The sequence below is a fragment of the Micromonospora nigra genome, from assembly GCF_900091585.1.
In the GTDB taxonomy this organism is placed as follows: Bacteria; Actinomycetota; Actinomycetes; order Mycobacteriales; family Micromonosporaceae; genus Micromonospora; species Micromonospora nigra.
Genome location: NZ_FMHT01000003.1, coordinates 3,669,213 through 3,681,441, shown reverse-complemented (window position 1 = coordinate 3,681,441; position 12,229 = coordinate 3,669,213). Strand labels below are relative to the sequence as shown.

Annotated in this window: 9 protein-coding genes; 6 read left to right on the top strand and 3 right to left on the bottom strand. The window is 70.8% G+C overall.

Features of this window, described 5'->3' with window-relative positions:
- The first annotated feature begins 68 nt into the window (after positions 1-68).
- From GA0070616_RS15835 to GA0070616_RS15810, 6 genes are all read left to right on the top strand, one after another.
- A complete protein-coding gene (locus GA0070616_RS15835) occupies positions 69-458 on the top strand; it encodes a hypothetical protein (RefSeq protein WP_245712789.1) in 390 nt (129 codons plus the stop codon).
- Positions 459-815: 357 nt separating this feature from the next.
- Positions 816-1,991 (top strand): ATP-binding protein, encoded by a 1,176-nt coding sequence (locus GA0070616_RS15830; protein ID WP_091082661.1) that lies wholly within the window; start codon positions 816-818, stop codon positions 1,989-1,991.
- A gap of 37 nt (positions 1,992-2,028) precedes the next feature.
- Entirely contained in the window at positions 2,029-3,666 is a 1,638-nt protein-coding gene (locus tag GA0070616_RS15825; RefSeq protein ID WP_091082659.1) for a VWA domain-containing protein, read from the top strand.
- Between the two features lie 228 nt (positions 3,667-3,894).
- Positions 3,895-4,572 (top strand): hypothetical protein, encoded by a 678-nt coding sequence (locus tag GA0070616_RS15820; protein WP_245712788.1) that lies wholly within the window; start codon positions 3,895-3,897, stop codon positions 4,570-4,572.
- The gene (locus GA0070616_RS15815) at positions 4,569-5,111 is read left to right on the top strand and encodes an HAD domain-containing protein (RefSeq protein WP_091082657.1); all 543 of its coding nucleotides are present in this window, start codon (positions 4,569-4,571) and stop codon (positions 5,109-5,111) included. Before GA0070616_RS15820 ends, GA0070616_RS15815 begins: the two co-directional genes overlap by 4 nt.
- Positions 5,112-5,208: 97 nt before the next feature.
- The gene (locus GA0070616_RS15810; RefSeq protein WP_245712787.1) at positions 5,209-5,634 is read left to right on the top strand and encodes a hypothetical protein; all 426 of its coding nucleotides are present in this window, start codon (positions 5,209-5,211) and stop codon (positions 5,632-5,634) included.
- A gap of 707 nt (positions 5,635-6,341) precedes the next feature.
- Here GA0070616_RS15810 and GA0070616_RS29330 read toward each other — a convergent pair.
- The 3 genes from GA0070616_RS29330 to GA0070616_RS28875 form a co-directional block, all read right to left on the bottom strand.
- Positions 6,342-6,836 carry an excalibur calcium-binding domain-containing protein gene (locus tag GA0070616_RS29330; RefSeq protein WP_091090901.1) on the bottom strand — a complete coding sequence of 165 codons (495 nt, stop codon included), beginning with the start codon at positions 6,834-6,836 and terminating at the stop codon, positions 6,342-6,344.
- A gap of 702 nt (positions 6,837-7,538) precedes the next feature.
- Positions 7,539-8,813: a hypothetical protein gene (locus GA0070616_RS15800; protein ID WP_175440094.1), complete on the bottom strand. Its 1,275-nt coding sequence runs from the start codon at positions 8,811-8,813 to the stop codon at positions 7,539-7,541.
- A gap of 254 nt (positions 8,814-9,067) precedes the next feature.
- Positions 9,068-10,774, bottom strand: a complete 1,707-nt coding sequence (locus GA0070616_RS28875; RefSeq protein WP_245712980.1) for an AfsR/SARP family transcriptional regulator — start codon at positions 10,772-10,774, stop codon at positions 9,068-9,070.
- Positions 10,775-12,229 lie beyond the last annotated feature (1,455 nt).

Sequence of the window (12,229 nt, the reverse complement as noted above, 5' to 3'; positions counted from 1 at the left end):
CGTCACCCGGGTCTGGGCTCTCCGGGCCCGACCGCGGGGACGTCTTCGGCTTCCGGGAGGAGGTGCTCATGGAGGCACTCGACCTCGACCATGCCCGCCAGGTCATCGCCCCCCGGCACCCGGGCGAGTGGACCCAGCGGGTCGACCACGAGGCCTACGCCCGGGACTACCTGGATTTCGCCGTCGGGAAGATCCTCGACCACCGCGGCAACTCGGCGAGCCGGTCGGTGGACAAGCTCGGCGAACTCGCCTGGCTCCTCGGCCGTGACGACATCGTGGCAGCGGTGGACCACGCCGGCTGGTCGATGTACGGGGCGCCCAAGGTCAAGGCGTTCGCCGACGAGTTCGGCTGGCCGTTCCTCGACGACCTCGACGGCGACGACAGGCTGGCCCTGGCCCGGATGGCCGAGGGACAGCAGTGCGACCCGCAGGGCTGCGAACAGGGCTGCGCCGACTGACCACGACCGTGCCGCCAGCATCGCTCCCGGCCCTCACGGTGCACGCGTAGCCAGCCGGCGCTCCCGCAATCCCGCACCCGCACCCGCAAACCCATTCGACTTGATCGAGTGGTCTGGCGGGGGTTCCATCGTCGGCGCCGACACCGCCCGCGCGGCCTCGACACCGACCAGCGCGCACCAGCGGCGATCCTGCGCGTCGCCGTGACCCTTCAGCACTACCAGGGGTGTGGTCGCCCACCTGCCCGGCCCGACGCGGGCCGGCAGGGGTGGCCCCGCCCGTCTCCGCTGTGCGGTACCCACCCGCCCGCGCACCCGGAGACGGGTGCGCGGGCCCGACTTTTGAATCGAGGCAATCCCATGACCACACCACACCCGCCGGCCCCGCAGGCCGGTTTACCGCAGAACGACCAGGACTCGGCCAGCGGCGCCGGCACTCCCGCCACCGAGGCGGGCTCCGGCCGGTCCGGCTACCTCTACCGCAAGGTCGCCCTGCACCTGGCCGACCACCCCGACACCATCCTCAAGGTCGGCGAGATCACCCAAGCCATCGGCGCACCGTCGTCCGGGGCGGTATTCGAGGCGCTGAAGAAGATGGCCGCCGCCGGGCACGCCACCCACCACCGCGACCCGCACCACCGCTTCCAGATCACCCAGGCCGGCATCGACGCCGCCGGCACCCTCCCACCCGCCGCACCCCGCACCCGCTCCAGCGGCGGTACTGGTGGTGGCCGGCAGTCCCGGCCCGCGCCCGTGCCGCGGCCGAACGGGACGCTGTACCACCCGCGTCGGCTCGGGCGGGGCTGGGACGTCGAGGAACTGCGGCGGCTGCGCACCCAGCAGGTGCCCGTGCTGCTGTACGGGCCGCCCGGTACCGGCAAGACCGCCATGGTCGAGGCGGCCTTCCCCGACCTGCTGACCGTCGCCGGCACCGGCGACACCGTCGTCGACGACTTCCTCGGCTCGTACAACCCGATCCCCGGCGGCGGCTACGAGTTCGTCCACGGACCGCTGGTCACCGCGATGCGGGAGGGGCGGGTGCTGCTGGTCGACGACGCCACCCTCATCCCGCCTCGCGTCCTGGCCGTGCTGTACCCGGCCATGGACGGCCGCGGGGTTATCACCATCCCCGCCAACGGCAACGAGACCGTGGAAGCCGTCGACGGGTTCTACATCGTCGCCGGCCACAACCCGGGCGTGCACGGCGCGGTGCTCACCGAGGCCCTGGCCTCCCGTTTCACCGTCCACCTGCACGTCACCACCGACTGGGACCTCGCCCGCCAACTCGGCGTCCCCAAGCAGGTCGTGGCCGCGGCTATCGACCTCAACGCCGACCTCGCCGCCGGCAAGACCGTGTGGGCGCCGCAGCTGCGCGAACTGCTCGGCTTCGTCAAGGTCCGCGACCACCTTGGCATGACCGCCGCCCTGGCCAACCTGGCCGGCATCGCCCCCGAGGACGCCCGCGATGACGTCACCGCCGCCCTGTCCCGACACACCGGCACGCCCATCACCGCGCTCGCCCTCGGCAAGCGCTAACCGCCGTCCACCTCAGATTTCTGGAAGGAGCCGATCCGTGTCACACCCCAGCACCCACCTACAGCAGGGCGCACCACCGACGCCGGCCGGCGCCAGCGACTGGCATGACTGGTCCGCGGCGTGGACCAAGCACGTCCCGCTGCTGACCGGCCGTACCGACCTCACCGTCCTCGTCGCCCCCGGCGCCGCCGGGGACGCGCCCGAATGCTTCTACCCCGACCTCAACCGGATCGAGGTCGACGCCACCTACATCGCCGACCGCCCCGACGTCACCAACCCGGCCAAGGCCCGGCACAAGCGCCTCGTGCCCACCGGCTACGGGCTGCTCGTACACGGCGCCGCGCACGCCGCGCACAGCCGCTGGACCACCCCACCCGGCACCCCGCCGATCCTCGCCGCTGTCGCCGACATGCTGGAGGAATCCCGGGCCGAAGGACGCCAACGCGCCCGCCGCCGGGGCGACCGCCGCTGGCTGCGCCACGTCGTGACAACCCTCCTCGACCCCGACGACGCGGCCGTCGACGACGCGTGGCACGCCGGACAACTCGCCGCGCTGCTCCTGGCCCGCGTCGACGCCCGTATCGTCACCAGCAAAGACGTCCGCCCCGTACGCGCCGCCGTCACCGGAGTCCTCGGACGCAAACGCCTGCGGCAACTGCGCGACATCTGGCGCGAGGCCCACACCTGCGACGACACCGACGCCGACACCATGATCTGCCTGGCCCGCCGGTGGTGCCAAGTCCTCGGCATCGACCCCGACCAGCAGTACGACACCCCCGTACCGGACGCCGGCCTGTTCCCCGGCCGCCTCGCCGCGGCCCTCGTCGACTACCTCGCCGTCGCCGCTGGTGTCACCCCGGCCGAGTACGCCGCGGCGCTGCTGGCCCACCGGCACAGCCCACCAGCAGAGTGGGACCGCACCGATCCGACCGAGCACGAACACCGCGCGGCCCGCGACCTCGCCAACCGGCTGCGGCAGGCCCGCACCCGCCACCCCGAACCCGGCCGGCGCCCCTCGGTGATCCCACCCGGCCGGCTGCGCACCCGCCAGGCCATCACCGCCGAAGCGCAAACCGCCGCCGGACAAATGCCGACCGCTGCCCCGTGGCAGCAACGGGCGCAACTGCCTCCGGAGAAACCGCGCCTGCACCTGGCGATCCTGGTCGACCTGTCCGGGTCGATGGCCCGCTACACCGAGGCGATGTCCTCCGCAGCGTGGATCTTCGCCAACGCGGCACGCCGCGCCGAGGCGACGACCACCACCATCGGGTTCGGCGACCGCACCACCGTCCTGGTGCCCCCACGCACCTACCCCAGGCAGGTGCTGCACATGCGCACCGGGCTGGCCACCGCCACCTTCCCGGAAGCGGTCAAGGTCGCCGACCAACTCCTCGACCTACGCCACGGCCGCACCCTGCGGATGCTCGCCGTCGTCTCCGACGGCTACCTCGACGACATCCCCGCCGGCCAACACCTCGTCACCACCCTGCACCGCGCCGGCTGCGCCGTGCTGTGGCTCCACCCCGCCGACCCACCCACCGACGGCGAACCGACCGACCCGGACCAAATCTGGGGGCACACCTTCACCCACGCCAACACCCTGACCGTCACCGACCCGACCGAGGCCATCGCGGCAATCGCCGACGCCGCCGTCACCGCACTCACCCAGGCCTGAACGCCGGGCTGAGCGGGCCCCGAGCCGGCAGCCAACCAATCCCACTCCGCGCCGCGGCGCTGCGCCGGCTGCGGCCCGCGCAGCGCCGCACGCCGGGACCCAGGACTCACCAGGGCCTGGAATGCGGAGCTGCCACAGGCGGCCCCACCCGCATCTCGCGGAGGGCCGACGCCGAACGGCCTCGCTGCCGCCCCCGCGACTTGACCACCCCGCGCCATCGAAGCGTGCATGCATCGCGTCCTGACCGACCCCGGGTCCGGACACGGTACGACGCTGCCCAACAAGGAGTTCCTCATGCGTTACGGCACCGACGACGAACACCCCTTCGACACCGACAACCGCGCCTGGCGGCGCCTGCGCGACGTCACCAGCGAACACTTCGACGCCATCACCTGGAACCGGGACCCGGACGGACGGCCGGTCCTGCTCACCCTGCGCGACATGCGCACCGGAGACACGGTCACCCTCGCCGTCCTCGACTCCCTGGAGATCCGCGACCCGCACGCCCTGCTCGCGGTCCACACCAACGGCGACCTCGGCGCCCACGGCCCCACCAGCGGCGCCGAAGCAGCCCACTCCCACGCCGCCACGCTCGCGCTCGACAGCACCACGCTCGCCGTGACCAGGCCCGTACCGCTGCACGACCCCGCCGTCACGGATCTACCCGCCACCAGTTGGGTTGACCTACCACCCGACCTCGCTATGGTCCTGCGGCCGGCCCTCGAGGACGCCCGCACCGCCGTCCTCGTGCTGCTCGACCGCACCGAAGGCTGGCTCGCCCTCATCGGCCCGTTCCCCAACCACGCCGCCGCCGACACGTGGCAACCCGCCGACGGACCCGGCCACACCGCCGACCGGCTCACCGTGCCCCTGCACCCGATCACCATCGAGCAGGCCCAGCCATGACCAGCACCCGACCGCTGGCACACCCCGCCCCCTCACCCATCGTGGCCATCGACGTCGACGGCGTCCTCAACCCCGCCAACCCCGACCACGCCGAGACACTCGGCTACCGGCCACACCGCTACGACGGGCTCGGCCCGGACTGTCGGCGCGTCACCGGCACCGTCTGGCTAAACCCCGGCCACGGGCCGTGGCTGCGGGAACTGGCCGAGCACGCCCAACCGGTGTGGTGCACCAGCTGGAACCAACTGGCCACCGCATGGATCGCGCCACGGCTGGGCCTACCGACCGCCTGGCCGCATGTCCCCGTCCACGCCGGCGCGGTCCGCTTCGGCCACCAGAGCAAACTCACCGACCTGTATGCCTGGGCCGCGCGACGGCCACTCGCCGTCCTCGACGACGAGTTCGGCGGCAAGGACCCCACCACCGCAGACCAGCGCACCGCCGACGGCGCACCCACCCTGCTCCACCGGGTCGACCCGTACGACGGGCTGCGCCGTGCCGACGTCGACACGGTGCTGACCTGGCTGCGCCGGCTCTGACCAGGCCTTACCCGGTGCCGAGGCACTCCGTTCACCCGGATTCGCAGGGCCCGCATCCACGGATGCGGGCCCGCGCCGCAACAACAAGGAGTTGACTATGGACAGCATGTTCGATCCCGCCGACGATCCGGGTAGCGACCGGTCACCCCGACTCAGCGTCGGCGACCCGGAACTGCGCAAGACTCGACGGCTCGCCCGCGAATGCGCCACCTGCATCTTCAAGCCCGGCAACCCGATGCACCTCGACCCCGGCCGGCTCAAGCAGATGGTGACCGAGGCGCGCAGCGACGCGGGATACATCATCTGCCACTCGACGCTGCCCTACGCCGGCTATCCGGAGGCCAAGCCCGCCATCTGTCGAGGTTTCGCCGACCGCTACTCCACCCAGGTACTCCAAGTCATCGAAAGACTCTTCGGGTTCGTCGAGGTTGACTCACCCGGCGAGGACGCCGACGGGACCGACGACACCGCACCGCCGCACGACAACACCACCGGTACGGCACAGCCCCGCTCAGCGGGGTAGAACTGCGGCGACCCAGGTGGGCTGGGCGGCAATCGCTCAGCCCACCTGGGCTACAGACCGGAGCGAATGCCTCCCACTACCAAGGCTCACGGTCCCAGGACGCTGAAGGTGTTACAGATCACAGCTGACCACTCTGGGGCGTTTCACGTCTCTTGAGAGCTATAGACGATACGACCCTTCAATGCCGCTAGATAAGGCTTTATCGATACGAATCTTCCCGTCTCATGCAAGTTGCATCTCGCACGAAACTCGCGATTGAGCTGAGGCAACCTACTTTGCTGGCAGCAAAAATTTGACTTTGTACCTTTAAATCTCCCCATAAGGTACCTGCGCGTCGCACAGACCTGTGCGGCTTTGATCTTGGATTCGCTTGACAAGTGCGAAGACCTTTTCGGCCCGCCCCTCGTTACTCAGGGGACGGGCCGAAGGTCCGAAAGGGGGCAGGGGCGGCACAAACCGTTGGCGCGGGTGCCGCCCCCTGACCTGCAACTACTGGAGAAAGCGCAGGCCTCATGAGGCTAACGAACAAGAGAGGCAGACGGACTGGCCGTAACGGACAGGCCTCGCCCGGCGAGTGGGCAGCACTACTCGGCGGCATCGCCGCGGTGATCGGAGCGCTCTCCGGACTTCTCGCACTCCTCAGTAGGGCCAAGCGCCCTCACCAGGTTGATACCTGGTGAGGGCGCACCCCACTGGCTACGTAGCGACTATTCGCAGGCGATACCGTCGCCGTCTCGATCCAACTTGCGTGAGTAGCCTGGCTCGCCCCGACGGATGGGAGCCGCGCCGGCGGCTCGCACCTCGGAGCAGTTCGCGTAGTAGACATCGCCGTCCGGCGCGGGCCCGGTGTCGCCGTTGCCGCCGCCGGGCTCGCAGGCTTCGCCGTCGCCGTCTCGATCCAAAGCAGGTCGGAATCCGGGGTCCCCCTCGTACAAGGGGTCCTTCCCGGCAGCACGCACGGCATCACAGTTGCGGTAGTAGGGCTCTTTCGGCTGCGGTGCCGCGGTAGTCGGCTTCGGCTTCGGCGCTGCCACCGTCCTGGACGGCTCAACCACGCTGCTGGGAGAAGCGCTGACGGCCGTCAAGGGTTCGGCGGTCGTAGCAACGGCGGTTGGAGAGGGTGACGGACTTGGCGGTGCGTTGGCCTCAGGCTTCTCGTCTCCGACGAGAGCACCAAGACCAGCAAAGCCGCAGCAAGCCATCAGCACCCCACCCACAATGATCGCAGCGATACCACCGGCTCCCAAACTCTTCGACTGGGTTATCGGATCGTTCGGTACGGCCATCGAGATGGAAGGGTTGGGCTGCTGAGTAGCCCAAGGGTCCCGGGGCGGAACACTGATCATGGTGCGCAGTCTTCACAGTCAGTGCCACGATCCCTACCCGCTGATCGGTTGTACTCCTGTCAACAAGCCGACTTCTCAAGTAGGCGACCCCTCACTCGTAAGTACTAGGCGCTCCGTCCGGCCGGATCCGTCCGTGTCTCCGGGGCTCGGATAACCACCCGGCACCGGCCGGGAAGGGCGGTTCTGTCCGCGCCGGTCGCTGTCATCGTTGCTGTCGGCAGCCCCGCCGTTGCGCCGTGTCGCCGGTCCGCAGCCGGATGAAAGCACACGACCGGCGTGGGCAGCCGCAACGAGAGCGACACCCCGGGCGCCTCGACGGAAAGTCTGGCCAGGCAACGGTCGTAGATCAATAAAACAAGTAGCCGTAATTCGCGCTCTCGTGCGCGGCGATGCGGTGACCAGCGAGCCGGATGAAGGCCGTCCCAAGTGACGGTAAAAGCGTCACGCCGGCCGTCAACCCTCGTCCTCGTCATGTGGGTCTTTGTAGGTGGCGCGTGCCCGACTGCGCACTCGAACCTGGTGGTGCCGACAGTCGGCAGGTGGTCGTGCCTGTTGATGTCACTCGCTGCGGCTCGCGCGGCGGGCGGGGTCGGGTTGGTGTCGGGTCCGTCGCCTGGCGATGCCCGGTCGGCGGGGGTAGTCCGGTGGCAGGTATCGGTAGACCGATCGCAACGACTTGCCGATTTTCTCGGCGAGCAGTTCCGGGTCCAGGTTTGGCTCCTTGTTCAGCCAGTAGGCCACTGCTTGCGCGGTTCCCTGGGGCACTTCTGAGTCCTCACCGTCGTTTGCGTCGCTGGCTGCATCCTGATCGCCGTCGTTCGTCTCCTGGTTGGCGTCATCGCCAGCGACGTCCTTGGCGTTCTCGCTTGCGCCTGCCAGGTCCGCGACGGCCGGATCGTCCGGCGACACGGTTTCAGGCGGGCCAGCGTCGCGGCTGTCGGCAGTCTGCTGGTGGCTGCTCGGGGTCGGTTCAGGGTTCTCCTCTGGCTCCGGGTTCGGCTCTTGCCGGTTATCGCCTGGTGTGTGCGTCGCCGATGTGGCGGGCGCTTGTGGCGGGGAGGGGGTGGGCTGAGGTGCCGGTGACGCGTCGTTGGGGCGCTTTCGTCTGCACCAGCGACGGCGACGACGAACACTGTGGACCGTCGCGATCCGCTTCGGGGCGAGGTCCGCGGCCAGGAGTGTGGTCAGTCCGTGGTAGTCGGCGGTGGCCGCGAGGCGTGCGGCGATTTCGTTCAGGTCGTACACCTGCACGGCGATGTCGGCGGTGGTCGGGTCCACGGCGGCTCTGATCTTGCGGTGTAGAACCTTGGCGATCGCCGCGTCGCGCTGTTGGCGGGCGATCGCGTCGCGGGCCGCGTTCAGGGATTCGTACAGGTCGAGGTTGTCGGCCTTGGCGATGGACCGTGCGCGGGAGGTGATGAGGGGGTGGCGGATCCAGTGGCTGATCACCTCGTAGGACGGTGGTGTGGGTGGTAGGTCGCCGGTGGCGCGTAGCCGGTCTCGGCGTTGGTTGCCGGCGTGCATCAGCCATACGAGGTATCCGAGGGCGGACATGCCGGCGTAGAAGCCGCCGACGAGGTGGGCGGGGTGGGCGGCCCAGTTGAAGGTGACGGCTCCGGCGGCGATCGCGGTGGACAGCAGGCGGGACCCGATCGCCTGTTCGCCGAGCCGGCGTCGCACGTCGGCGTTGGCCATGACGACCACGCCGCCCAGTTCCAACGCCGCGAGGGCGGGCACCGCGACAACCACCGGAACGCCGAGCGTCGCGACGGCGCCGGTGACCTGTCCGACGAGGGCGACCAGCAGCACCAGGACGTAGAACGCCTGACGCATCCGGGCGGCGTGCCGGACCGCGGTGGCCAGGTCGGCTTCCAGCGCGTCCCGAGTCGTCAGCGACGCGGCACGCCGACCAGCCGACCCGACCTGACGGTCGCTGCCCGGCCCCGCATCGTCGGCGAGGACGGTTTTCGACGGGGATGCTGCGGCGTGGTCGCGGACGGGGTTCGCCGGCTGCGGGCCGCCGCCGAATGAGGGCTGCGCGTACCGGTTTTCGTGCCCTGTTTCGGGGGCCGCCGGGGGGTCCGGCGTCATGAGCGTGGCCCGTCGTCGCGTGGCTCGGGCTTTCCGGTCGGCCACTGCTGGCGTAGTCCGGCGATGAGCCGGTCGGCGAGTGCGAGGGTGTCCTCGCTGGGTTCGGCGTCGATCTCTTCGAGGCGGCGGGTGAGTGTCCGGCGCAGGGCGCGGATCTGCTCGAGGTGTCCCAGCGTGGCGTGGGCGCGCATCGCCTGTTGGTAGAAGGCCTCGGCGTACGGGTCGTGGCGCATCGCGGCTTCCAGGACGGCGAGGGCTTGTGTCGGGTCGGTGGTCGCGGTGGCGAGGGCGAGGTGGGCGTCGAGGGCCTGGCGGCGGATGCCCTCGCGGTGTGCCTCGATCCACTCGTAGCCGGAGCCGTCGGCGAGTGCGCCGTCGTAGGCGTCGATCGCGCGTTGCAGTGCGGCGGTCCGGTCGGTGTCGGTGGTGGCGTGCTTGGCGTCGCGTAGCGCGTCGCGCATCCGCCACAGGTCCACGTCGAGCATCTCCCGGTTGAGGGTGTAGCGGCGTGACGGGTGGGTGAGGTAGCTGGCGGGTCCGCCGGTGCGGGCGAGGGCCTTGCGGAGCGCGGAGACGTAGGTGTGCAGGCGGTGGGGTGCCCGTGCTGCCGGGGCGTCGGGTAGCAGGTCGTCGAGGATGCTGTCCTGTGCCGCGTCGCCGTCGTGGACGACGAGGTAGACCAGCAGTTCGAGGGCTTTGGCCCGCAGCGGCATGGTCGTGTCCATGTCCACGATGCGGGCGCCGCCGAGCACCCGTACCTTGACGCGCCCGTTGGACAGGGCCGCCGGTTCTTCTCCCGCTGCCTGTGTTCCGTCGGTGGCGGGATCGCGTGGGTGTGGGACGACCGGAGCGGTGTCCTCGGCGGCGGGTGCCGGCTCGTCGCCGACGGGCCCTCGACCGTCGCCGTCGCCGTGGCCGGCGTCTTCGGTGCTGGTCGAGGCCGGTCGCGGGTCCTGGCCGGCAGCCGGTCGGGCAGTATCGGCCGGTGAGGGTCGCTGTTGGCCGGTGTGCGCTTCGGCGACGGTGGTGAGCAGGCCGATCGTCTCGGCAGGGGTGAGGACGCTCAGGCGACCGACGTCGGCGGGGTGCGTACGGTGGCGGGCCTCCCCGTCGGCGGGGGTCGTGGTGCCGTCGACGTTGACGACGACGGTGTTCCCGTCTGGCCAGGAACCGAGAAGGATGCCGTGGATGTCGAGGCGTTGTCCCTGGGCCAGGAGCGCGGCGATCCTGGCGCGTTCGTGGCTGGCCGCGGCGTCGGCGATGAGCAGGATGGGTGGCTGCGGCTCCTCGCACGGGTCGGTGCGGCGCAGCTCGGCGATGGTGTCGACCTCGTGCTGGTAGGCCAAGCGGGTGCGGTGCAGGGTGTCCGCTTCGAGGATGTCCAAGGCGTCATCGAGGCTGCCGGGGACGGTCAGGCGGGGAGTCTCGGGCAGCACAGCGGCGGCACCCAGGAGGGTGGCGGCGGTCGTCGAGGGGATCACCACCGTGCTGCGCGCGTGGGGGTTGTCCACGCCACCGGCGGCGAGGGCGGCGGTGAGGAACCCGCGGCCGGCGGCCTCCGCGCCGGGGCCGGTCAGCCCGAGGCCGGCAGGTGGCCACACCGCGGCCAGTGGGCCGTCCAGCGCCGGCACCACCGGCACGGGCTCTTGGCGCTGCCCTGCATCGCCGTCGGGCAGATCGTTGCCGCCCAGAAGGTCCTTCACGTCCGATGTCTGAGCGTCAGCCGCACCGTCACCATCCCGGCGTACGTGGTCGGTCCCGGCGGCCAGGGGTGTCGCTGTTTCGAGGAGGTCCAGGCCGTCGACGTCCGTGGGGCGCAGGCCCCGGCGGATCTGGGTGACGACGGCAGGCAACGGCTCAAGCCCGCGATCGGCGGCCCGGACGCGCGCGCCCGGGGTCCGGGGCTGGTAACGGCGACGGCGGTGAGCCCAGACCAGCGCGGCGGCAGCCGCGATCGCGAGAGCGAGACCGACGTCGGTCCAGCTTCCCGTCGGCAGTGTGATGCCGGGACGCTCAGCTCGCGCTGACGGGCTACCGGCCGGGGCAGGTGTGTCGGCGCCGGGACCACTCGACGCGTCGCGTGGCGCGGGCGGGGCGGGGACCGCCGGTGACGCCGGACCTGCCGCTGTGGGTGCGCCAGCATCGCTGTTGTCCGGCTGGTCGGTAGGGCTCGTGGCGCCTGCCACCGGTCCGGACGTCGACTGGCTCGGCGCCGGGGCGGGCTCCACCACGCCAGGGCCGTCCGGGCGGGACCGCTTACCGGCTGGTGGGGTGGCGTCCGCGGGTAAGTCCAGGATCCATCCGGGGTAGATGAGGTGCGGGCTGGTGAGGGAACCACCGACGTCGGGGAAGCGGGTGCCGCGGTTGAGGGCGAAGATCTCCGGCCACCGGTCGGCGTCACCGAGCCACCGCTCGGCGATCTCCGACAGGCTGTCCCCACGCTTGACCACGCAGGTCAAGGAGTTCCTTGACGGGGGCGGGGCCGCCTGACCGGACACCAGATGGGCAGGAGGCGGTTGTCTCGCTGCCGTGTCCGCGACAACCTGACGCCCCTCCACACTCCGGTCGGAGGCCCCGCTGTTCGGAAAGCGGTCACCGTCGTCGACGAAGCCGTCGACACCAGTGCGCGGGATGCTCGTATGCCGCTCCGGGTCACCAGATTGAGGCGGGTCACCCGGCGTGTGCGGTTCCTGCCTACCCTGATCGGCCAGCGGTGGCGTCTCGGGTGACCCAGCTACGTCCGTAGCGGAGTGCGCGGTAGCGGGCACGGCGACTGTGGTGACGGCGGTGGCACCCAGCAGCGCCGCCGCGATCCCCTGCAGGGGCCCCGGCAGACGAAGAGCCAGCCGCCACCGGACACGCCCGGTGAACCATCGCTGGGCGCGGAACACCACCGACCCCGCGAAAAGCACCCACATCAACCACATGCCGCTCTGCAGCAGGAGGATGACGAAACCGCGGGTCAGCGGCTGACGCAACCACGCCCCCCACCGCTCCGGCGACGGCACCGTGATGGCAAGCCACCCTGCCGCATACGCCAGCACGAGCGGCGCCGCAGCGAGCAACGCCGTCCCGACGACCGTCGCTGTCGCCGAAGCCGAAAGTTTCACCATGCCCTGCCCCCTCGCGTCATCGACGGTGTTGGCGATGAGGCAGAC